We start from the raw sequence: 23,178 nt of genomic DNA, 5'->3' as shown, positions 1-23,178 counted from the left end.
AATTAAGGCTCGTGAGCTTAAAAGGTTGGACCGTCCACGGAGACGGTAAAAAGATTGCCCCAGGCGCGGTGGTGGCGCCGGAAGAACGACTCAGCTGGGGTCGCACCATCGGCATCGGTATGCAGCACGTGGTGGCCATGTTCGGAGCTACGCTTTTGGTTCCCACCTTGACCGGATTCCCCGTCAATACGACGCTGCTCTTTTCCGGCCTCGGCACAATTTTGTTCCTGCTTATCACGCGCAACCGGTTGCCGTCCTACCTCGGCTCCTCGTTCGCGTTCATCGCACCTCTTTCGGCGTCGCAGCAGTACGGCGTCGCCGCGCAGGCCGGCTCCATTTTGGTTACTGGCCTTGTCCTTGCCGCGGTGGGCGTCGCCGTAAAGTTCGCCGGTCGCCGCGTGTTGGACGCCGTCATGCCACCGGCCGTAACCGGTGCGATTGTGGCACTTATCGGCCTGAACTTGGCGCCGAATGCGGCCGAGAACTTCGCCTCTCAGCCGCTCGTGGCGGCAGTGACGCTGCTGGTAATCCTGCTGGCCACCGTCGCCGGCCGCGGCATGGTCTCGCGCCTGTCCATTCTCCTCGGCGTGGTCGTGGGCTGGATTTTCGCCGCTCTCACCGGCAACCTCGGCGATGACGCCGTCGCGGCCATTGATGCCGCCCCGTGGGTGGGCCTGCCGCAATTCCACGCACCTTCCTTCAACGTCTCCGCCATTGCCGTCGCGCTTCCCGTGCTGGTGGTCCTCATCGCGGAAAACGTCGGCCATGTCAAGGCCGTTTCCGAGATGACAAAGCGCGATCTCGATGACTTGGCCGGTGACGCCCTTATCGCCGATGGCCTCGCATCTACCCTCGCTGGCGGCTTCGGCGGCTCTGGCACCACGACCTATGCTGAAAATATTGGAGTGATGGCCGCTACCCGGGTCTATTCCACCGCCGCGTACTGGGTAGCAGCATTTACCGCCATCCTTCTGGCTTTCGTGCCGAAGTTTGGCGCGCTGATTTTCACCATTCCTACCGGCGTTCTTGGTGGGGCCTGCATCGTGCTTTACGGGCTCATCGGCATGTTGGGTGTGCGCATTTGGATGGACAATAAGGTCAATTTCAATAACCCGGTTAACCTGACCGCGGCCGCAGTGGCGCTCATCGCGGGTATCGGCAACCTGACTCTCAGCGTTGGTGGGGTTTCCCTGGAAGGCATCGCGTGGGGTTCAGTGGGCATTATCGTCGCCTATCCGATCATGAAGAAGCTATACGATTCCGTCGGCGAAGGCCACGCCGCCAAGTACTAATTTTTCTGCTGTGGATAGTTGCCCGCCGCGCGCCCGCGGCGGGCTATGTTGTTGACGGGGCAACGCGGGTTATCCACACCGCTCTTGTGCCTGGCTCGCATGGGCTTGCGCAGGCTGTTTAACTCAGCGGCATGACCGCATTGGACGCATACTTAGACGCCATGAGCGCCGGAATGGATATCGTCGCCGCCGCTCAAGGGCTCAGTGATCGCGAGCTCATCGCGCAAGGTGCTTCCGACATTGCCGCGCGTGACCTGCTACGACTGTGCGATACTTACTTTGGCAAGTGCGGCTTTTCTGCCAAACAGCGAGCAGCGCGACAGACTACTCATTCCCTCGACGTGCTGCTGCTCATTGAAAAATACGCCCTGCGCTTGCCGACGCAGCGAGATGCCTGGACCCTACGCTGCGAACTGTGTGCCTTTCGTGGCAGTGCTACAGCACTAGAAAAGCGTGCTCGGGCCTTGGTCCGCGAGCTGCGCCCGCGCCGCACACCGGAAAAAGGCGTGCGCATTACCCGTCGTTCCGGCGGCCCGTGGTCGCTGACCATTACTGGGGATTCAGCCGATGTAGCAGATATGCACGCCGCATTGGATGCCAATAAGCCGCTGGAATCTGCCAAAGACCTCTTTTTCGGGAAAGCGAATGCAGCACGCACGACGGTAACGACACAGGTAGTGCTCACCCTCGATGAGCTCGACCGAATAGTCGACGGTGGGGGCGAAGAAATTACCCTGCAGTTGACCAATGGCGCTCAAATGACGGGAGCGGAGCTCGTGGCGCGGACACTAAGCGATCACGGCTATGTCACACTCGTTCACCCGCACGAGGGGCCGGTAAACCTCTATCGAACCTCGCGGCTAGCCAACGACAAGCAGCGGCTGATGGCGGCTGCGCTAAACCCGGTGTGCCCGTGGGAGAGCTGTAATTTTCCCGCGGATGAATGCCAGGTCCACCACCTGAAGGCGTGGAAGCACGGCGGTGAGACTAACGCTGCGAACCTCGCGACTTGTTGTCCCTACCATAATGGAGTCAATGACGATGCCCCCAATGCCCCACCTCGCAGAGGACGGCTGGCCCGGATAAACGGGCAGGTGAGCTGGGTGCCACCGTGGGGATAGGTGGCGTCGGCAAGCGAAAAGCTCCCCACCACACAGGCGGGGAGCTTTAAAGCGAACCGTTTTAGGGCTTAGGAAGCGTCTAGGTCCTTTTCGATGAGGGCAGCAATCTTTTCTACCGCTTCTTCGTTGTCGGAAGTAACAGTAACCTCATCGCCCTGTTCTGCGCCAAGAGCCATAATCATCAAAGAAGAGGCCGCATCGGTCTCATCTTCATCGTCATCGCCAACGAGGTTGAGGAAGATGTCTTCGTCGAACTCGCCAGCTGCGTCCGCGATAATGGAGGCGGGACGTGCGTGCAGGCCTACAGAGGAACCTACCTTTACAGTCTTGGAAGCCATGGAAAAGATCCTTTCTTATGGGGATTGTTGCAATCCAGTGTACGAGTGTTTGGTTTATGCCGCCACGTTCTGAGCAGCTTCTTCGACGGCTTTACTAGGCCAGAACTGCTTCATTGCCAGCACCGCTGCGGTCGAGACAACCACACCGGCCGCGATAGCGACGAGATAGCCCCAGAACGGGTCGATGGCGAAGAGGACGAACACACCGCCGTGTGGAGCTCGGGAGCCGACCGACAAGGCCATCGAAACCGCGCCTGTCACCGCGCCGCCGGCCATCATCGAAGGGATAACGCGGAAGGGGTCGGCCGCGGCGAACGGGATGGCACCCTCCGAGACGAAGGACAGGCCCAGCAACCAAGCGGACTTGCCGTTTTCCTGCTCGGCCGGAGTAAACAGCGACTTGCGGATGAACGTGGCCAGGGAGAGCGCAATCGGTGCAACCATGCCGGAGGCCATAACCGCGGCCATGATCTGCATGGAGGACTCGTCGCCGGTAGAAAGTCCGGCCGTAGCGAAGAGATAAGCCGCCTTATTGACAGGGCCGCCCAAATCAAAGCACATCATCAAGCCGAGGATGATTCCTAGGAGCACGGCCGAGGAACCGGACATCGACGAAAGCCAATCCTGCAGGCCATCCATGATGGCTGCCAGCGGTGCGCCCAGCAGTAGGTACATCGCAAGGCCGACGACGAGCGAGGTCAGTAGTGGGATGATGACAACTGGCATGAGCGAGCCCAGCCAGCGTGGTACCTTCCAATTGCCAATCCACAAAGCGACGAAGCCCGCCAGAAGACCAGTTACCAGGCCACCGATAAAACCAGCACCTAGGGTAACCGCGATCGCGCCGCCCGCGAAGCCTGGGGCGATGCCTGGACGGCCGGCGAGCGCGTAGGCGATATAACCGGAAAGAGCAGCAACGATAAAGCCCATCGCTGCTTGGCCAATGGCGAAAAGAACAGCGCCGAGATACAGCAAGAACCCGGAGCGCTCGAAATGCATAAGTTCGCCGTCCACGGTTACGTCATGACCAGGAAGATTGCCTAGTGAAAAGTCCGTCGACAGTGCCTGCCAACCGTTTGCCATATCGGCGCCGCCAAAAAGGAAGCCAAGGGCAAGCAGAAGACCACCGGCCGCGACGAATGGAACCATATAGGATACGCCGGTCATGATGGCCTGCTGGATGCGCTTGCCCCAACCGAGAGACTTTCCCTCTTCTTCTGCATCGGCCCGGGTAGCGGTGCCGGATACCCTGTGCGCGTGGGGGTTTCGGGCGGCGGCGATGGCCTCGTCGAGCATGGTGCCAGGCTCGTTGATGGCGCGCTTGACGCCAGACTCAATTACCGGTTTGCCAGCGAATCGCTCCCGGTCGCGTACGCCAACGTCCGTGGCGAAGATGACCGCATCGGCCGCATCGATGGTGGCTTGGGAGACGGACTCATTATTCGACGAACCTTGCGTTTCTACGGTCAGCGCTACGTCATCGCGTTCGGCCGCGGTCTGTGTGAGGGCGTCGGCCGCCATGTAGGTGTGGGCGATGCCGGTAGGGCAGGCGGTGATGGCCACGATGCGGGTGACGTTGTCCGAAGAATCCGCGGTAGTTGGGGTCGCCGAGGACGAGCCGTTGGGGGCGGCGGAGGAGCCTGTACCGGCGGCACCAGCGGCGGGGGCAGCCGACTCGGCGGCCGGTTTCTTCTTTGGCTTTTCTGCGTTGACTACATCCAAGACAAGGCGAACAATTTCTTCCTTGGTGGGGGCGCTGCGCAGTGCCTCGAGGAAGTCTTTTCGGACAAGGGCGCGGGCTAGCTTGGACAAAATCTTTAGGTGAGCCTTGCCGCCACCGGCCGGAGCGGCGATGAGGAAGACCAACTGGGCGTCTCCATCAGGACCGGAGAAATCTACACCGCGGCCTAGGCGGGCGAATGCGAGGGTTGGTTCGGTGACAGCCTCGGAACGGCAGTGCGGGATGGCAACACCGCCGGGTACGCCGGTGCCGGCTTTAGCCTCGCGGTCGACGGCGGGTTGGGCCAATCCGGCGACGTCGGTGGCTCGGCCGGTGTCGTGGACTAGCGCGGCTAGGTTGGTAATGACGGAGTCAACACTGTCGCCAAAGTCGGCGTCAAGGGCGACAAGTTCCGTAGTAATGAGTTCGGAAGCCATTTTGGGGCGCTCCTTAGGCTAGCGAGTTAACGGTGGTATTAGCGATATCTATTTCTTCAGGACGAGGAAATTGCGTGCCTTGCTTGGATGCAGCCGCGGTCCCGTAGGCCACGGATCGGGCAAGGCTTGCGGCCGGAGATTTACCAGCGGTGCGGCCGAGAAGGTATCCGGCGAGCGCTGCGTCTCCAGCACCTACGGTGGATTTCACGGTGGCTGGAGGGGGAGTGGCAGCCCATGCTCCTTCAGCCGTAACCAGTACGGCACCGGCGCCACCGAGGGTGACGAGCACTTCTGCGATGCCTCGCTTGACGACGTCGCGTGCCGCGCTAACCACTCCCGAATAGTCACCGCGGGCGGCTTGTGCTTCCAGCTCGCGGCCGTCGGTGCCGGTGAGTTGGCCGAGCTCTAGACCATTGGGCTTTATGAGATCGGGTGCCGAAGACTCGAGATTTTTCCCGATGGCCAGCATCGGAGCATCGGAGGTATCTACCGCGATGCGGGCCTGTGGTGCGGCCGCATGGATAGCGGAGATGAGCTCGCAATACCAATCGGTGTCCACGCCGCGCGGCAAGGAACCGGCTAGCACCACCCAGTCGGCCGCGAGGGCGCGGGCGGTGAGGGTGGAGGTAATGGCTTGGGCATCGGCGTCGGAAAGCACGGGGCCTGGGCCGTTGACCTTGGTGGTGGTGCCGTCGGGCTCGGTGATGGTGGTGTTGACGCGAATGGAGCCGTCCATAGCAGTAGCCGAAGAAGGCAATCCGGCCGCGTGGATGAGATTCAGGAAGGAATCGGAGTCGTGGGACGGAAAAAGTGCCAGGGTTTGCTCGCCGGCTAGGTGCACGGCATGGGTGACGTTTACGCCCTTGCCGCCTGCAACCTGTGTGACCTCGCTGGCACGGTGGACATCACCGGAAGTTAAAGGCTCGCTGAGTACGAGGGTGGCGTCGATACTGGGATTGGGGGTCAGCGTGAGAATCAAGTTGTCCCTTTCGCAGGTTATATATTGGGGCCGAACGCCGCTGGAGAGAACCTTTGGGAATGGCCCGCCCTTAATGTTGATTCTTGTCCGAATGTGTCCGAAAGTCAACAGAAAACTGTGGTATACATTGCTTTTCTATCCGTTTTGTGGTGTTCTGGAAGTCAATAACCGCTATCTTCGAAGGAAGTACGCTCATGGAAAACGCGTCTGAGTCCACAATCAAAGGCACCGGTGTCGTTGCCGGAGTCGCCTACGCCGAAGCCGTGTGGGTCCGCCCTCGCCCGGCCCTGCCTACCGAGGGAAGCATTGACCCAGAGCAAGCGAGTGAATCCGAGTACAACCGCTTTCTTGCGGCCGTAGATACGGTTGCTAATCGATTGGAGAAGCGCGCGGCAGCCGCAGAGGGCCAAGCGGCCGAGGTTCTCACTGCAACCGCCGGTATGGTCAAGGACCGTGGCTGGCACAAAACAGTGCGCAAGAATATCCGCACCGGTAGGAATGCGGAATTTGCCACTGTTGGCGCGACTGACAAGTTTGTCACCATGTTCGAAGCCGCTGGTGGCGTGATGGCCGAGCGCACGACCGACTTGAAGGACGTACGCGACCGCGTCATCGCTGAGCTACGTGGTGAGGATGAGCCAGGCCTCCCTTTGGTAGATGGCGAGGCCGTCTTGTTTGCAGATGATTTGGCCCCGGCCGATACCGCAACGCTAGATACCAAACACATTAAAGCCCTTGTTACGGAGCTCGGTGGCCCCACTAGCCATACGGCCATCATCGCGCGCCAATTGGACATTCCGTGCATCGTGGCGGTGGGCGCTTCGCTTGGCGACATTGAAAGCGGCACGCTGGTATTTGTCGATGGCGCAGTAGGAACCGTGACTTGTGGTGCTGATGCGAAGACCTCCACCAAGGCCGTCGCTGAATACCGTGAGCGTGCAGCACGCGTTGCTCAGTGGCGCGGACCAGCTAAGACCAAGGACGGTCACAGCGTGCAGCTGCTGGCAAATGTTGCTGATGGCAATGCCGCCCGCATCGCTTCGGAGTCTCAGGCAGAAGGCATCGGCCTGTATCGCACGGAGTTGTCCTTCCTTTCGGCCAGCGAAGAGCCCAGCGTGGAGGAACAAGCAAAGATCTACGGAAAGGTTTTCAAGGCCTTCCCCGAATCCAAGGTTGTTGTGCGCACATTGGACGCAGGCTCCGATAAGCCAATTTCTTATGCCACGCTAAGGTCTGAGGAAAACCCGGCATTGGGCGTTCGCGGTCTGCGTATCGCGCGCGATAATGAAGCTTTGCTGACCCGCCAGCTTGATGCAATTGCGCAGGCTGCCGAAGCCCGTGATGATAAAGCCTCTACGTGGGTGATGGCTCCCATGGTTGCCACTTCTACCGAAGCGCAGTGGTTTGCCAACTTGTGTCGTGAACGCGGCCTGACTGCTGGCGCTATGATTGAGGTTCCCGCCGCAGCGCTTATGGCGGATAAAATCATGCCGCACCTCGACTTCGTATCCATCGGCACCAATGACCTGACTCAGTACACGATGGCTGCAGACCGTCTGTCCCCGCAGTTGGCCTACCTGACCGACCCGTGGCAGCCGGCCGTGCTGCGACTTATCCAGCACACCTGCATTGTGGGCCAGGCCAATAACGTTGCGGTAGGCGTATGCGGAGAAGCAGCGGCCGACCCCATGCTGGCCTGCGTGCTTACGGGCTTGGGCGTGAATTCGCTGTCCGCAGCGTCTACTGCAGTAGCAGGCGTAGGCGCACAGTTGGCAGAAATTACCTTGGAACAGTGCCAACAGCTCGCTGAGGTGGCATTGGATGCGGAAAGCCCTGATGCCGCCCGTACTGCAGTGGTAGAAACCATGGCCTCCTTCGCCTAGCTTGAGGCGAAGGAGCGGGATTTATTCGCTGGCGAGTACGACTTCAATTTCGTGCTCGCGCAGCGCCTCCACAAAGGAATCGGGGGCTGCGGCGTCAGTGATGACGACATCGATATCAGCGGCGGGGGCGAAGCTTACCAAGTAGTCATTGCCCAGTTTGCTGGAATCGCACATCACTACGACCTTGTGGGCGTTGGTGACAAAGGCAGACTTGATGGCTGCTTCTTGGGGATCGGCCGTGGAAAGCCCGTGATCCAGGGTCAGGGCATTGGTTCCGATGAAGGCGACGTCGGCGCGCATGAGCGCTAGCGTGCGCAGGGCGGTGTCGCCGACGACAGCTTGGGTGATCGCGCGAACCGTGCCGCCAAGCAGCTGGACGTCCGGTACTCCGCTGCCTGCTAAGGACAAGGCGATGGGCAGACTATTGGAGACGATGTTGAACTGGCCTTGGGGGTATTGCTGTCCTATCAGCTCAGCAAATGCATTAATCGTAGTTCCCGCGTCGAGGAAAATGCTGCCGCCGCCGTGGGGAAGAAAATCCAGCGCAGCTCGGGCGATGGCGGCTTTCGCGCCGGAGGCGGAACGCTGCCGGGTGTCTAGGGTAAGTTCCGCAGTTTGAAAGGACTGGGATGCTACCGCGCCGCCATGCACGCGATGGACGACGCCCTCTCGATCCAACACCGCTAGATCGCGTCGAATGGTTTCGGCCGTGACTTCGAAGCGCTCGGATAGCTCAGTGACGTTGACGCGACCTTCAACGGCGGTGAGAGACGCTATCTGGCGGCGCCGCTCTTCTGCGTACATTATTCCTCCTTGGACTTAAGCACACCGCGGGGAGTAGCGGGGGTAAAAATTCCCGGATTTTGTGGATAGGAAAGTCCCGCGATGTTGTTTTTCTTAGTCCATTGTCTCAAAAATCGGGAATAACCGGACTAAAGCAAAAATTTGCACAGCTATCACCGCGCTACGAAGTACGAAAATAGCTGGTCAGGGCAAAAAGTGGGAAAGTGGGATTTTCGTCTCCTTTGCTGTCTGGGTCCAAAATGGCGCCAAAATGGGGGTGGCTGGCGGAGAGGCTATATTAATGAGAAATGCGCACAAATAAGCCCCGCACGGCCTGGGGCGGCCGTTGCGGGGCGGAGTGAGGCTGGGTGAGTGTTTAAAGTTTGCGGAACACGGATACAACCTTGCCCATAATTTCTGCATCATCGCCATTAATGGGCGAGTAAGCATCGTTGTGGGGAAGTAGCCATACGCCCGAGGAATCGCGGTGGAATTCCTTAACGGTGGCCTCGGAACCGTCCAGCAGCGCTGCGACAAATTCGCCTTCCTCAGCAACTGACTGGGAGCGAATAATCACCCAGTCACCGTCGAGAATCCCTGCATCCTTCATTGAATCGCCGACTACCTGCAGCATATATAGGTCGCCGCTGCCGACAACCTCGTCAGGCATGGGGAAGTACGTGTCGACGTTTTCCTCAGCGGTAATGGGTGCTCCCGCAGCGATGCGACCGACCACAGGAATATAAGACACAGCGCCTGCGTCCTCGGGAACCTGCTGTTCGGGCTTAGCGGGCTTGCGGCCAGGCTTCTTGGTGCCTTCGTCTGTGTTGAGATGGCGAACATCTACGGCACGCGGCTTATTTGGGTCGCGCCGGAGAAATCCCTTTTCTTCCAATTGCTTCAGCTGATAGGCAACTGAGGATGTGGACTGCAGGCCTGCTGCATCGCCGATTTCGCGAATGCTTGGTGGGTAGCCACGCAGCATGACGGCGTCACTAATGACATTGAGGATTCGTCGTTGGCGGTCGGATAGGGATGCGTAATCGGTCTTCTCGGCGGACTTTTTTGGCTTGCGGCCCATTGCTGGCTCCTACGTAGGGTCGGGTGACTTCGTTGTCGGTCTATTAGTGGGCGGATTTAGAGTGCCACAAGTCATTTGTAGCACGAAAAGTACAGATGTTCGAGATTTGTGTCCACGGGTGGACAAGTATTCGAAGCGGTGCTATAAATCGAACGTACCAACTAAATCGAACATTATGTCGACTGTTTCAAATTAAGTGTCCAGTGGGATGCCTATGGTGAGTTCGGTCGTCGAAAGGAAAAACATGTCTCTACTTATTAATTCTCGAAATGACCTGGCAAAGCGTAATTCTGCAGGCGCTCTAGTGGTTTCTCCCGCATCTGTATGGGACGTGGATCGATATGCCCCTCGCGCGGCGCGAGGGAGCGGTGATTCGCGGTATGTTCGAACTCTCCGCGTAGAAGATCGAACGACATATCGTTCGAATCGAGTGAAATCTGGCGGGGGCGACGGTCTTTCACAGAGAGCTCAACGTAGCGCGGTGAAGTCGAACACAGGTAACTACGTTTTAGGTGGCGTGTTTGGAATCGCGGTCTTTTTGGGCACGCTCCTAGGCGGATTGGCAGGGGCGGAAGGAAGTAGTGCACCGCAACCGCCGACCTCAGACATTCAACAGGTCGAGGCTGCTGTAGTGCATTAGTGAGGCGGTGGCCTTATGCTCGGTAGTTGGGCGGACTGCTGGGCGAGTAAACTACTGGGGTAACAACGTCAGTGAAAGGACCTCTGTGTATTGCCCCTTCTGCCATAATGAGCAATCCCGTGTCATTGACTCCCGCGTCGTCGATGCTGGAGCGTCGATTCGGCGCCGGCGTGAGTGTGCTTCGTGTAAGGGGCGTTTTACCACGGTCGAAAAGGCCGTGTTGTTGGTGGTCAAGCGGAACGGACTCGCGGAACCTTTTAGTCGAGATAAACTGATTCGCGGCGTACGGCGCGCCTGTCAGGGGCGAGATGTGGGTGACGATGCCCTGAAAAAACTGGCGCAAGAAGTGGAAGAGACCGTACGCGGGCATGGTTCCTCTCAGGTCAACGCGAATGAGATTGGCCTGGCCATCTTGGAACCGCTTCGCGATCTTGATGAGGTGGCTTATCTGCGCTTTGCCTCGGTCTACAAGTCCTTTGAAAGCGCTGATGATTTCGAATCTGAAATTCGTCTCATGCGTAGGCGCGACCGAGAGGATTTCTAGCGCAGTTTGTCAACGGCCTTCTGGATGCGGCGGAGCGACACGGCGTGAGCTGTGCCGAGGCGTTGGGCGAATAGTGAAACGCGAAGTTCCTCCACCATCCAGCGAATGTCCTTGACTTCGCGCGTCTTTTCGCGGCCAGGTGGTAGGCTGCGCAGCCGGTTGGCTAGGTAGGCCTTGGCGTTATCGACCTCGGCCTGGCGGTCCGCGTCGCGGTCAGGGTCAAGGTTCATGTCCTCTAAGCGAATGCGCATGGCTTGGATATAGCGCGGTAGATGACGCAGGTGGGACATGCCATGGATTGTGATGGCATTACGGGGTAGGAGGAACTCCAATTGCTCTCGCATGTCATCGATGGCCGCACCGTCCCAGTGGGCGAGTTCGGCTTGCAGGTTGGAATACTCGGCGAGTCCTGGGGCGATAGCCACCACCGCTTGACGCACACGGCCCGGAACCTGGGGCTTGATGGTGTCTTTGAGCTTCTGGAAAGCGGAAGGAGTGCGGACGGGTCCGCCGGCCTCTAGCATCAGGTCGCGTATGGCAGCGACGCGGGCGTCGTTGACCAGGCCATCGGCGCCGCCGTGGGGATAGGAGTCGACGGCGACGCGTTGTTGCAGCGGCAGGCCCTTGACCATTTGTGCAGTATTGACCGCAATGTCGCGCATAAGCAGGGTAAGGGTGGTGGTAACCATAGCGGCATCGGCTGCGGCCTTGGTGGGATGTACCTTGAGTTCAACGCCGTCCTTTGTGGCGACGAGGGCGGGGTAAGCCGTGACTTCGTGGCCGTCGACGTTGGTGGTAACCGTGTCATCGATGGCACCTAGAGTATCGTCGGTCCACTCGCTGACAGCGGTGGACTCAGCGGTGCGAGAGACGCGGGACACAGAGGATTTGATATGCCCGGACTGGCGGCGGATAAGCGCTGCGAGGTCGCGGTCGGAGTCGACGATCTTGCCGCGCTTGTCGATGGCCCCGTAGTTCATCCGCAGGTGCATCGGTAGCTTGCTGGGCTGGAAATCGGTGGCGTTGATGCCTTGGCCGCCGAGTTCATGGAGGACGTCGGCAAGCTGCTGGGTGATGGTGCCTTCATAAGGGACGAGGCGGTCGATGGCGCGCTCAGCGAATTCGGGCGCTGGAACAACAGTGCGGCGCAGGGCCTTGGGCAGGCTGCGGATGAGTTCGGTTACGAGCTCGAGACGCAGGCCGGGTACGAGCCAATCGAAGCCTTCGGTATCTAAGCCGGCGAGCATGGGGATGGGTACCATCACGGTAACGCCATCGAGTGGATCGCCGGGTTCAAATTTATAGGTTAGTTCGTAGTCGATGGAACCCTTTCTCCAGTGGTCGGGGAAGGAGTCTTCGGTGACCTCGTGGGAGTCATCGATGAGCTTTGTCGGATCAAAATCCAGCAATTCAGGGTTGCGACGGCGTTCTTTTTTCCACCACGAGTCGAAATGACGGCCGGTTGTTACATTTGCTGGGATGCGCTGGTCATAAAAGTCGAAGAGGGTGTCTTCGTCTACGATGAGGCCGCGGCGGCGGGCTTTTTCTTCGTATGCGGCGGCGTCGTCAAGCGCTTGGGCATTGGTTTTGAAGAAGGCGTGGTGGGTATTCCAGTCGCCGGCAACGAGCGCGTTGCGGATGAACATATCGCGCGCGGCGGTGGGATCGACGCGGTGGTAGGGCACGGTGCGGTCGGCCACAATGGGTACACCGTAGAGTGTGGACTTCTGGTGAGCGATGGCGGTGGCGCGTTTGCGGGACCAGGTGGGCTCGGAATAGTTGTGCTTGAGCAGGTCTGCGCCCAGCTTTTCTACCCAGGCGGGATCGATGGTGGCGACGTCGCGTGCCCAGAGGCGGGAAGTTTCCACCAGCTCGGCGGCCATGAGGAACTCCGGCGGCTTTTTGGCCAAGGCGGAGCCAGGAAATACCAGGAATCGGGTGTTGCGCGCGCCTTGGAATTCTTTGGAGTTGCCATCGCGGGCGCCGATATTGGACAGCAAGCCTGACAGGAGGGACATGTGGATATCATCGGCGCGGCGCTCGGTACCTTCCTGGTATGTCCAGCCCAGCTGCTTGGCGACGTCCTTGAGCTGGCGCACCAGGTCGAACCACTCGCGAATGCGCATGTAATGGAGGAACTCCTGCTTCATGCGTTTGCGGAATTTATTGCCGGATTGCTCGTTGCGGGTTTGTTTAATGTAGTCCCAGAGCTTAAGCATGGACAAGAAATCCGAGGACTTGTCCTTGAAGCGGGCGTGGGCTTGGTCGGCCTGGGCCTGGAAATCAAGGGGGCGTTCGCGAACGTCCTGGATGGTCATGGCCGCGACGATGACCATGACATCATCCAGGCATCCGTTGGTATTGGCCTCAATGAGCATGCGTGCCATACGGGGATCTAGCGGGATGCGCGCTAGGTCGCGGCCAGTGGCGGTCAGCGTGGGCTTATCCTGCTTGTCGTGGAGAGCGCCGAGCTCGTGCAGGAGGTTAAGGCCATCGCGGATGGCCTTGTGCTCGGGCGGTTGGATGAAGGGGAATTGTTCGATGTCGCCTAGCTTGAGCGAGACCATCTGCAAGATGACGCTGGCGAGGTTGGTGCGCAGAATTTCTGGGTCGGTGAATTCGGGGCGGCTTTCAAAGTCCTGTTCGCTATAGAGGCGAATGGCGATGCCATCGGCAACGCGGCCGCAGCGGCCGGAGCGCTGGTTGGCGGAGGCCTGCGAGATAGGCTCGATAGGCAGGCGCTGGACTTTGGTGCGCGTGGAATAGCGCGAGATACGGGCGGTGCCGGTATCAACCACATAGCGGATGCCGGGCACAGTAAGCGAGGTTTCTGCAATATTCGTGGCCAGCACGATGCGGCGGCCACGGTGTTCGCTGAAAACGCGATGCTGTTCTTGATTAGATAAGCGGCCAAAGAGGGGAGTGACCTCGACGTTTTTCCACTTCTTGCCTTCGATGGCCTCCATGGCATCGCGGATATCGCGTTCGCCAGGGAAGAAGCAAAGGATATCGCCGTCGCCTTCGTGCATCAGCTCTTCGATTGCCACGGTCAAACCGTCGAGCGGGTCTTGGTCCACCACCTTTCCGCCGGCCTCGAACTCGAGGGGCCGGTAACGGATTTCTACCGGGTAGGTGCGGCCGGAGACCTCGATAATGGGGGCAGGGTTTCCGTCGGCGTCGGCAAAATGGGCAGCGAAGCTTTCCGGATCGATGGTTGCGGAGGTAATGATGACCTTGAGATCGGGGCGCTTGGGCAAAAGACGCTTGAGATAGCCCAATAAAAAGTCGATGTTGAGGGAGCGCTCGTGGGCCTCATCGATGATGATGGTGTCGTACTTGTTGAGGAAGCGGTCACGCTGCATCTCGGCGAGTAGGATGCCATCGGTCATGAGCTTAACCGCGGTGGTCTCAGAGACGCGATCATCAAAGCGGATGGCGTAGCCGACGGATTCGCCAATCTTTTGGTCCAGTTCTGAGGCGATGCGTTCGGCCACGGTGCGCGCTGCAATGCGGCGTGGCTGGGTATGGCCGATTAATCCGCGGCGGCCGCGGCCCAGATCAAGACAGATTTTTGGGATCTGGGTGGTCTTACCGGAGCCAGTCTCGCCCGCAATGATGACTACTTGGTTGTCACGGATGGCTTCGGCAATATCGTCCTTACGGGCTGTGACGGGGAGGGCGTCGGGGTAGGTGATGGTGGGGACGGCGGCGTCGGTAAGCGCGACGCGCTCAGCCGCAGCGTGGATTTCAGCGCCGATTTCTTGGAGCGCTTTCGGGGCACGGGCCTTTTTCAGGCGGCGGCGGAAGGAGCGGGCTTCGGCCAAGGTGACATTTTCGAGTGCGGCGAAAAGCTCGTCGCGGGAAGGGGTTTCATTCATAGTCATGACTAGACACAGATTTTACCTGCCCGCCTGAAATGAGGAAAAGTTGTTAAAGTGAAAATACTTATCCATGCACTGATTCGCATTCCTTAAGGAGGAACCCCGGTTATGACGAACCCGTATTCGGGTGGAAATGATGATTTTCCGCGCTACGAACCGACCGATCACCCCGAGGACCGACCAAACTACGGACAGCTTCCGTCCTATGGCGGAAGCCATGAAGAAAATACCCAAGGCTATATGGGCTACCAAGCAGGCCAGCGGCCGTTTACCGGTAAGGCCTCCGCAATAGATGCGGTTTCTTGGGCTTTTAGGACTGTCTTTGGCAATTGGAAGCTGTGGATTCTAGGAGCACTAGCGCTTTTTGTTCTAAGTATCGTTTTTGTAGCCGTTGCAGGCGGCATCAATGCCGCGAGTTACTCCGGTACGGGTGATCCAACCGCGGGTTCTTGGGTTTCTCAGCTCATCTCGACTGTCCTAAGCCTTGTATTGTCGCTGGTAATTATGCGTCTGGCGCTTTTCCAGATTGATGATTCTCGCACCGGCTGGGGCTATCTGTTTAAGAACGTACGCTGGTGGCAGCCGCTGGTCATCATGCTCGTCATCGGGGCGGTGGCGAGCCTCATTGCATTCGCTGCAGTAGGTGGAACTGTCTATGGGTTGCTTAACGACGCCGAGAATATGACGGAGGACGAAGCAGTTGCGGCAGTATTAAGCGTCATGGGCATCATGGGCGTGCTTTTGCTCATTAGCTTCTTTATCCAACCATTCTTCTCGCTGATGCAATGGTTCGCGGCCGACGGCGATAGCGTTGGTGACGCCGTGAAGAAGGGCTTTCAGGCAGGTAAGAATAACTACGGTCAAATGTTGCTACTGGCAATTTTGAACTTTTTCATCATCATCGGTGGATTCTTGCTTCTGGGTATCGGCCTCATCGTGGCTTATCCGGTTACGTTCTTGGCGCAGGCACATTTGTTCCGCCAGTGTGCTGGGCGCAATACGCTCCCGCAGGCATAGCTCGATAAAGACAAAGGCCACCGTTTCCTACGTGGAACGGTGGCCTTTGGTGTGTTGTGTGCAGCGCCGCGTTACTTGCGGGAGCGCTCAACCGCCTGGTTATAGGCAGAAGTGATGAGCTTGCCGAGTTCAGTGAATTCTTCACTACGGGCCGCGGAGGAGCGGAAGACGAGGCCGACTTCGCGTTCGGCGGTGACATCGGAGGCGAAGTGAGCTATGGCTACATCCTTACCGTGGCATTCGGTGGCTAGGGCCGATTCTGGGACGAGGGTGCAACCCAAGCCGCCCATGACCAGCTGCATGATGGTAGTAAGAGAAGAGGCGCGAGTGACGGAGTTGGTGGCCTCGGCCGGGTTGACGTCGGCATGGCGGCAGAGATCGACGATTTGGTCGCGCAAGCAGTGGCCGTCGTCAAGCAGCAGCAAATCTAGGTCCTTGAGCTCGGAAAGCTGGACGTCCTCGCGGCCGGCGATGGGGTGATCGGGAGGGCAAACGATGGAGAATTTTTCCGTGTATAGCGGGCTGTCGACCATGCCGGTGGTTTCGGACGGAATGGCCATGATGGCGAGATCCAAGTTGCCGTTGCGCAGGCGGGTGATGAGGTGCTGGGTTTGCTCTTCTACAAAACGCGGCTCGAGATCCGGGTAGACCTCGGCGAGCATGGAGAGTAAGTCAGGCAGGATATATGGCGCAATTGTGGGGATAACGCCGATGGTGAGCGGGCCTGCGAGGGTGCCGTTGGCACCGCGTGCGTGGGCTAGGAAAGTATCGGCTGCCTCGAGGGTGGCTTTGGCATAGGGGAGAAGCTTTTCACCGGCCGAGGTGACAATGACCTTGCGGGTGGAACGCTCGATGAGTTGAAGGCCTAATCCCTGTTCGAGGGCTACGAGACCTTGGGAGAGCGAGGGTTGGGAAATTTCGAGTTTGGCGGCTGCGGTACCAAAGTGCTTGTTTTCCGCCACGGTGACGAAGGTGCGCAGCTGAGCAAGTGTAGGGCGATACTCTTTATTATGCATGCCTATTACTCTAACACTTACCTATAGGATTTGCTATTGACGCGAGCGGAAAAGATGGTATAACTGATGGTGTTGGGCCGGACACGGTCCGGCCCCGCTGCTTGTACGCCAAGCGGCAGGACACTTAGAGGAAAAGCCTTTGCTAAAGGAGTTGAAGACTATGCCTATTTTGACCGTCGGCGAGAAGTTCCCAGAGTTCAACCTCACCGCCCTGACCGGTGGCGACCTGCACGACGTTAACGCTAACCAGCCGGAGGACTACTTCGAGCAGGTATCCCTGGACAAGTACGAGGGCAAGTGGAAGGTCGTCTTCTTCTACCCGAAGGACTTCACCTTCGTTTGCCCGACCGAGATTGCTGCCTTTGGCAAGCTGGACGAGGAGTTCCAGGACCGCGATACCCAGATCCTCGGCGGCTCCACCGATAACGAGTTCGCTCACTTCAACTGGCGCGCAACCCACCCGGAGCTGAAGGAAGTTCCATTCCCAATGTTCTCTGACGTGCGCCACGACCTCATCCGCGCACTGGGCGTAGAAAACGCTGATGGTGTTGCTGACCGCGCTACCTTCATCATCGACCCGGATGGTGTTATCCAGTTCGTCTCCGTTACCCCGGATGCTGTCGGCCGAAACGTAGACGAGGTTCTGCGCGTGCTCGACGCCCTGCAGTCCGAAGAGGTCTGCGCTTGCAACTGGGAGAAGAACGACCCCACCAAGAACATCAACAAGATGGACGTCGTTCAGTCCGCGCTCTAAATCTCACTGAGATGCAGGTTAACCCCGCTTTCGTGGCGGGGTTTCCTTTTAAATCCAGCGCAGTAAATTCCTATCAAAACCTAAAAGGAGAAAAGCTATGTCTATTGATAATCTGAAGTCTGCACTGCCGGAGTACGCCAAGGACCAGAAGCTCAACCTCGGTGCGCTGACCCGTTCCAAGGACTTGGACGAAGAGCAGCTGTGGGGCTGCCTGCTGGCATCGGCCGCAGCAACCCGCAATGACACCGTGCTGGCAGAAATCGCTGAGGAAGCAAAAGAGCACCTCTCCGAGGAGGCTATCGAGGCAGCCTACGGCGCAGCCACCGTCATGGCGATGAATAACGTTGCTTACCGCGCCAAGGGCTGGTTGGGCGATGACTACGCACAGGTAAAGTTTGGCCTGCGCATGAACATCATCTCCAAGCCAGGCGTGGACAAGGCCAACTTCGAGCTGTGGAATACCGCAGTCTCCGCCATCAATGGCTGCGAGCACTGCCTGGGTGCTCACGCTCACGAGCTTAACGAGGCTGGTCTGAGCAAGGAGCAGGTCTGGGAGGCCGTCAAGGTCGCTGCCGTGGTTCAGGCTGTGGCACAGGCTGTCCAGATTGAGGCCGCACGCTAAAATAGCCGGCCTTTAGCCGCCCTCGCGCTTGCCGACGTCCCCCTCACTCGGGGCGTGGCAGCTAGGGCGGCTTTGTCGTTTTGGCTGGCTAGTACTCCACGCGCAGGTCCGACAGTCGGACTTCGCCAGCCTCATCGGAGGCATCGAGATCTACCGTAGCGACGAACTGGTAGGCGTGGTCGCCGTCTGGGTCCTTGATGATCTGGCGCACGGACCACGCACGCGAGTCAGTATCGCCTAGGCGGAAAAACTCCGGGCCGCGGGCCTCGGGGCCGGAATCGATGTCATCATACTCATCGAAGTAATCATCTAGGATAGCGCCGAAGCCCGGCACCTCGTCCAGGTAATCGAGCAGCTCCGCCAAGCGGTCTTCTTTTTCTAGCGCGAAAAGCTGCACCAAACGGAACATGTAATTGCGCACCATAATGGTAAAGGCGCGGCGATTGGCCGTAAGAGCGGTGGGGTCCTCCACGCCGAAGGCAAGCTCGCGGTCCACGGTGTCTTGGTCGATGGGGGAGTCTTCGCCGGCCATCTGCGCCCATTCGTCGACAAGCGAGGAATCCACCTGGCGGATAAGCTCACCCAGCCAGATGACGATGTCCTCGAGCTCCGGGGTGTTGTACTCATCGGGGATGGATTGTTTGAGGGTACGCCAGGCATCGGTCAAGTAACGCAAAATCACGCCCTCGGAGCGGGCCAAGCCGTAGGTGGCGACCAAATCCGAGAAGGTCATTGCATTCTCGAGCATGTCGCGCACCACGGACTTGGGTCGCAGCTCAAACTCCTTGACCCACGCATTGCTCTCAGCGAAAGTGTCGTAGGCCTGCTCCAATAGCTCCTCGAGCGGCTTCGGCCAGGTGATATCCTCCACGATATTCATGCGGTCGGTGTAGTCCACTCCATCCGCCTTCAGCGCGGCAATTTCCTCGCCACGGCGCTGTTTCTGCTGGGCGATGAGCACCTGACGCGGGTCATCCAGGATGGACTCGAATACGGAAATAACGTCCAAGTTATAAGTGTCCGCCTCCGGATCCAGCAGCGAGAGCGCGGCTAGGGCGAATGGTCCCAGCGGTTGGTTAAGCGCGAAATCGCGGGGGAGTTCTCGCACCAAATGATAGGGTCGGCCGTAGATATCCAAGCCCTTGGTGGATTTTTGCACTACGCCAGAATCCACCAGCCCGCGGAAAAGGTCGAGGGCTGTGAGAATGTCCTTATTCTGCTTGCTGCGATTATCGTGATTGTCCCGCAGCAGATGGCGCATGTGTTCATAGCCATTGCCATGTCGTGCCAATACATTAAGCAGCATCGAGTTAGAGACGCGGAATTGAGACGTCAGCTGCTCAGGCTCAGCCTCAGTAAGGCGCGCAAAGGTCTTTTCGGACCACGAAACCTCGCCCTCTCGAGCGGACTTTTTCTTTAGCTTCTTCAAGCGCTTGGGGTCATCACCGATGCGGCGGCGTTCCTTAGCGTTTTCGATCTCGTGCTCGGGGGCCTCGACCACCACGGTGCCCTCGGTGTCATAGCCGGCGCGGCCGGCGCGGCCGGCAATCTGGTGGAATTCGCGCGACTTGAGGATGCGTTGGCGCTGTCCATCGAACTTAGCCAGCCCCGTCATCAGTACGGTACGGATGGGCACGTTAATGCCCACCCCCAGGGTATCGGTGCCGCAAATGACCTTAAGCAGGCCCTTTTGTGCCAGGCGCTCTACTAAACGGCGGTATTTGGGCAGCATGCCCGCGTGGTGGATGCCGATGCCCTTGCGCAGCAGCTTGGATAAATCCTTGCCAAAGGCAGTGGTGAAGCGGAAGCCGCCGATTTCTTGGGCAATGGCCTCTTTTTCTTCTTTGGTGATTATCCCCGAAAGCGAGGTGAGCGCCTGGGCGCGCTCGGCGGCCTCCCGCTGGGAAAAGTGCACCACGTAGATGGGGGCCTTCTTATCGGCCAAGAGCTCTTCGATGGTCTCGTGCACCGCACTAAAGACATAGGAAAAATCCAGCGGCACGGGGCGCGTGGTACCAGCAACCAGGTCGGTAGCGCGGCCGGTACGACGGCTAAGGTCTTCTTCCAACCACGTGGTATCGCCCAGGGTGGCGGACATAAGCAAGAACTGCGCTTTGGATAGCTCTAGTAGCGGCACCTGCCAGGCCCAGCCACGGTCCGGTTCGGAGTAGTAGTGGAACTCGTCCATTACCACCTGGTCGATATTGGCCTCGGCGCCATCGCGAAGCGCAATATTAGCCACAATCTCAGCCGTGGCGGCGATGATGGGGGCATTGCCGTTGACGGTGGCGTCACCAGTCATCATGCCTACATTTTCCGCGCCAAAGATATCGCAGAGGGCAAAGAACTTCTCACTTACTAGAGCCTTGATGGGTGCCGTATAAAAACTGCGCTGGCCACGGGCCAAGGCGATAAAGTGTGCTGCATTGGCCACCATGGACTTTCCGGAGCCAGTCGGGGTAGCGAGGATGACATTATCGCCGGCCAAGATCCCCAGCGAGGCCTCCTCCTGCGCTGGATACAAATTAATGCCCCGGCCGGTGGTCCACGAGGTAAAGGTATCCCAGATCGCCTCGTCTACGAGGGACTCGGGCACTTCCGATAAATCTGGCAGCAGCTGAGATAAGTTCACCCCCACCACCTTAGCGGTGATGAGGGTGGGTTAGTTAGATATCGTCACCTAAGTCGCTATCGCCCTGAGCGGAATCTGGATCATCCTTGCCGTTATCGGCTTGAGAGCCCTCGCCATCGGCGGAATCTTCGCGGTCATCTATGTCAGAGTTAATGATCTGCTGGCTTTCTTCCTTATCCAAAGAAGCCAAGAAGGCTTGGAATTCCTCGCTGATTTCCTCGCCGGTAGGCACGGCTTCCTCGCCGGGCATGATAGCCTGCGGGTGTTCTTTGCGGTAGCGCTCCATATAGGCGTCATACTGCTGCTCGAGTTGCTGAACCACGCTTTCTATCTCATCCGAGCCACCAACTTGTTCTTCCAGTTGGTTTTCTACGCGGGAAATATCAGCCTCGATGCTGCCCAAAGGAATATTGAGGTGCGCAGCCCGAGCTACCGAATTCAATAACTGGAAAGTGGCTTGCGGGTAGGGCGAAGCCGCAAGATAATGCGGCACGTGGACGGTATATCCGGCTACGGTGCGCTGCTTATCCGCCAGTGCTTTTTCCAGATACAGTGCAGCAGAGCCTGGGACCATCATGGTGGAATCCATCGACAACATATGCTCAGTCAGACGGGAGGAAGTGCCATGCGCCGTGACCACCGTGGGACGGGTGTGCGGAACCGGCATAGGTGCTGCATAGAGCATGATGGTGTCATTGATATTGAACTTTTCCACCAGCTTGACCACAGCAGTGGTAAAAGCCTCCCAGCGCATGTCGGGCTCTGGGCCAGACAGCAGTAGGAAGGTTTTGCCGGAATTATCGCGCAGGACCTTGATACCCAGATCCATCGATTCAATTTCTAGCGCCCGATCCTTATCGATGGTGACGGCTGGCCGGCGCGAGCGGTAATCAATCAGCTCATCAGAGTTAAACGAGGCCAGTTGGCGGCCTTCCAAAGCTGCCTTCAAATGGTCCGCACTAGCCTCGATGGCCTGGCCGGCGTCTGCATAGCCGTGCATGGCAACAATCATGGTGGGGCCTTGTCCGTCACCGGAATCATCCCTAATCACCGGGGCTGGATACTCCAGCTCATACATGCGGCGATCTTCTTCGTGCATGTTGTGTTACCTCCTTGCTTTCTTACCTACCCCAACGCCGCAGGCGGGCTCAGTATTCCCGCGCGCACTGGGAGGTTAAATAACTGATTGTGCCCCAAATCGCCGCACATTGCCAGCGCAATCCCGGGCGGGGTGTGGACAAGCCGCCTGCCGACGCCCCCTCACCCCGCCTATCCCCAGATTCTTACCACTTCTCGATGCTTGTCCTATACATGGTTGCGCGCGTGGCTGAAGCTGGGGCCATGAACATCTCAACACCAACTCAGCCCATTCGTACGCCCGGCGATATCTTCGCCAATATCCCAGGAATTCTCGGATTCTTCCCTTCCGAATCAGTCATCCTCATCTCCATCCAGCCCAGCCCACGCGGATACAGTATGGGGCCGGTAGCCCGCCTCAATCTGAACGATGTCCCTGCCGCCTTGCAAGAAGTGATGGATGCATTTCACTGCGGCAACCCCGAAAGCATCTTTGGTTTCGTTCTCTCTCAACGCCAAGAAGAAGATCTATGGGATATCCTGCACTCCCTCTACCGCTTTCAGGATCGCTCTGGTGTGGGCATTGACGCCTGTTGGCTGGCCGAAGAGCTATCTACTGATACCGCCTACGACCTTATTTTTGGCCACGCGTCCGAGGACGGCGAGGGCCCGATGCAGAATTGGATGGAAGGAACCATTCCCGCCATATCGACGAGCCACTCCATGCGTGAGTGCGTGAATAATGGCATGCTTCCTGAACTCAGCCGCAATGACTTGGTTCAGCGTTTTAAGGACCACAACCCATACTTTGGGAAAGAAGAAATTAGCGCAATGGAGCGATGCTGCAGAGAAATCGCCCGCCAACTGCGCGCCGGGCGCGGTTACCAAACTTCAGATCCAGTGCAGGTGGTCAAGCGCCTTATCGCTGATGTCCGCTTCGTGCTCAGTGAGGTGGAATCGCTGGAGGAGACTTTGGAAAATGAGGAATTGCTGTGTGCAGCAGCCATGTGGATGTCTACCACGTGGACCCGTGACCTGGTCATCACAGAGCTGGTGTCTGCGCCGCGGGAAGCAGGGGACCTCCTCCTAGCGGTGGCACGTACATTCCAGGGGTCCATCCGCTATAACGCCCTAGCCTTATACGCAGCTAGCCAGGTATCCCATGAATTCGGAATTTATGCGGGTCCGGCGCTTTCTGTACTAGTAGAAGAGGCGCCCCATCATAATTTGGGGCGCCTCATAGCGCAGGGGTATAGGGGTATCGCAGCGGCATGGGAAGGCGGTTGGTCACGAGCCTCTGCCATGGCTGTGAGTTAGCCCGCGAAGCGGCGGGGCTTGGCGCTGATGCCCCGCAAAGTAGC

Annotated in this window: 17 protein-coding genes; 8 read left to right on the top strand and 9 right to left on the bottom strand. The window is 58.4% G+C overall.

Annotated features, from left to right (window positions below; translation table 11 throughout):
• Positions 1 to 11 precede the first annotated feature (11 nt).
• Positions 12 to 1,292: a uracil-xanthine permease family protein gene (locus ACLI1M_RS07005; protein ID WP_248098684.1), complete on the top strand. Its 1,281-nt coding sequence runs from the start codon at positions 12 to 14 to the stop codon at positions 1,290 to 1,292.
• A 131-nt stretch (positions 1,293 to 1,423) separates the two neighbouring features.
• Positions 1,424 to 2,413, top strand: a complete 990-nt coding sequence (locus tag ACLI1M_RS07000) for an HNH endonuclease signature motif containing protein (RefSeq protein WP_023021374.1) — start codon at positions 1,424 to 1,426, stop codon at positions 2,411 to 2,413.
• A gap of 68 nt (positions 2,414 to 2,481) precedes the next feature.
• Here ACLI1M_RS07000 and ACLI1M_RS06995 read toward each other — a convergent pair whose 3' ends face one another.
• Genes ACLI1M_RS06995 through ACLI1M_RS06985 form a run of 3 tightly spaced genes read right to left on the bottom strand, consistent with a single transcriptional unit; the run spans position 2,482 to position 5,887 of the window.
• On the bottom strand, positions 2,482 to 2,751 hold the full coding sequence (locus ACLI1M_RS06995; RefSeq protein ID WP_023021375.1) for an HPr family phosphocarrier protein: 270 nt from the start codon (positions 2,749 to 2,751) through the stop codon (positions 2,482 to 2,484).
• Between the two features lie 54 nt (positions 2,752 to 2,805).
• Positions 2,806 to 4,908, bottom strand: coding sequence for a fructose-specific PTS transporter subunit EIIC (locus tag ACLI1M_RS06990; RefSeq protein ID WP_411706487.1), 2,103 nt, complete (start codon positions 4,906 to 4,908; stop codon positions 2,806 to 2,808).
• 13 nt (positions 4,909 to 4,921) lie between these two features.
• The gene (locus tag ACLI1M_RS06985; protein ID WP_411706485.1) at positions 4,922 to 5,887 is read right to left on the bottom strand and encodes a 1-phosphofructokinase family hexose kinase; all 966 of its coding nucleotides are present in this window, start codon (positions 5,885 to 5,887) and stop codon (positions 4,922 to 4,924) included.
• Positions 5,888 to 6,081: 194 nt separating this feature from the next.
• Here ACLI1M_RS06985 and ptsP point away from each other — a divergent pair, with 194 nt between their 5' ends.
• Positions 6,082 to 7,770 carry a phosphoenolpyruvate--protein phosphotransferase gene (gene ptsP / locus ACLI1M_RS06980; RefSeq protein WP_408918446.1) on the top strand — a complete coding sequence of 563 codons (1,689 nt, stop codon included), beginning with the start codon at positions 6,082 to 6,084 and terminating at the stop codon, positions 7,768 to 7,770.
• Positions 7,771 to 7,791: 21 nt separating this feature from the next.
• Here the strand turns inward: ptsP and ACLI1M_RS06975 are convergent, their stop codons facing one another.
• On the bottom strand, positions 7,792 to 8,574 hold the full coding sequence (locus tag ACLI1M_RS06975) for a DeoR/GlpR family DNA-binding transcription regulator (RefSeq protein ID WP_023021379.1): 783 nt from the start codon (positions 8,572 to 8,574) through the stop codon (positions 7,792 to 7,794).
• Between the two features lie 355 nt (positions 8,575 to 8,929).
• Positions 8,930 to 9,634 (bottom strand): transcriptional repressor LexA, encoded by a 705-nt coding sequence (lexA, locus tag ACLI1M_RS06970; RefSeq protein WP_023021380.1) that lies wholly within the window; start codon positions 9,632 to 9,634, stop codon positions 8,930 to 8,932.
• 725 nt (positions 9,635 to 10,359) lie between these two features.
• Between lexA and nrdR the strand changes: the two genes are divergently transcribed.
• Positions 10,360 to 10,818, top strand: coding sequence for a transcriptional regulator NrdR (nrdR, locus tag ACLI1M_RS06965; RefSeq protein ID WP_049361220.1), 459 nt, complete (start codon positions 10,360 to 10,362; stop codon positions 10,816 to 10,818).
• Here nrdR and hrpA read toward each other — a convergent pair.
• Entirely contained in the window at positions 10,815 to 14,702 is a 3,888-nt protein-coding gene (gene hrpA, locus ACLI1M_RS06960; RefSeq protein ID WP_411706484.1) for an ATP-dependent RNA helicase HrpA, read from the bottom strand. The genes nrdR and hrpA overlap by 4 nt on opposite strands.
• A 105-nt stretch (positions 14,703 to 14,807) precedes the next feature.
• Here hrpA and ACLI1M_RS06955 point away from each other — a divergent pair, with 105 nt between their 5' ends.
• Complete coding sequence (locus ACLI1M_RS06955; RefSeq protein ID WP_316359946.1) at positions 14,808 to 15,716, top strand: hypothetical protein; 909 nt, start codon at positions 14,808 to 14,810, stop codon at positions 15,714 to 15,716.
• 71 nt (positions 15,717 to 15,787) lie between these two features.
• On the opposite strand, the gene ACLI1M_RS06950 is transcribed toward ACLI1M_RS06955, so the two are convergent.
• The gene (locus ACLI1M_RS06950) at positions 15,788 to 16,732 is read right to left on the bottom strand and encodes a hydrogen peroxide-inducible genes activator (RefSeq protein WP_316359944.1); all 945 of its coding nucleotides are present in this window, start codon (positions 16,730 to 16,732) and stop codon (positions 15,788 to 15,790) included.
• A 160-nt stretch (positions 16,733 to 16,892) separates the two neighbouring features.
• Here ACLI1M_RS06950 and ACLI1M_RS06945 point away from each other — a divergent pair, with 160 nt between their 5' ends.
• Together ACLI1M_RS06945 and ACLI1M_RS06940 are read left to right on the top strand one after the other, a co-directional pair.
• The gene (locus ACLI1M_RS06945; RefSeq protein WP_023021385.1) at positions 16,893 to 17,486 is read left to right on the top strand and encodes a peroxiredoxin; all 594 of its coding nucleotides are present in this window, start codon (positions 16,893 to 16,895) and stop codon (positions 17,484 to 17,486) included.
• Positions 17,487 to 17,583: 97 nt separating this feature from the next.
• On the top strand, positions 17,584 to 18,108 hold the full coding sequence (locus tag ACLI1M_RS06940) for a carboxymuconolactone decarboxylase family protein (protein ID WP_049361224.1): 525 nt from the start codon (positions 17,584 to 17,586) through the stop codon (positions 18,106 to 18,108).
• Between the two features lie 88 nt (positions 18,109 to 18,196).
• Here ACLI1M_RS06940 and ACLI1M_RS06935 read toward each other — a convergent pair whose 3' ends face one another.
• Positions 18,197 to 20,740: a DEAD/DEAH box helicase gene (locus tag ACLI1M_RS06935; protein ID WP_408918444.1), complete on the bottom strand. Its 2,544-nt coding sequence runs from the start codon at positions 20,738 to 20,740 to the stop codon at positions 18,197 to 18,199.
• 34 nt (positions 20,741 to 20,774) lie between these two features.
• Entirely contained in the window at positions 20,775 to 21,839 is a 1,065-nt protein-coding gene (locus ACLI1M_RS06930; RefSeq protein WP_248098656.1) for a proteasome assembly chaperone family protein, read from the bottom strand.
• A gap of 242 nt (positions 21,840 to 22,081) precedes the next feature.
• On the opposite strand from ACLI1M_RS06930, the gene ACLI1M_RS06925 reads away from it, so the two are divergent.
• A complete protein-coding gene (locus tag ACLI1M_RS06925) occupies positions 22,082 to 23,134 on the top strand; it encodes a DUF4192 domain-containing protein (RefSeq protein WP_411706483.1) in 1,053 nt (350 codons plus the stop codon).
• Positions 23,135 to 23,178 lie beyond the last annotated feature (44 nt).

It is taken from the genome of Corynebacterium sp. LaCa54, assembly GCF_046717495.1.
GTDB lineage: Bacteria > Actinomycetota > Actinomycetes > Mycobacteriales > Mycobacteriaceae > Corynebacterium > Corynebacterium kefirresidentii.
Note: the sequence above shows the minus strand (reverse complement) of the source record. Positions and strands in the feature narration are given on the sequence as shown.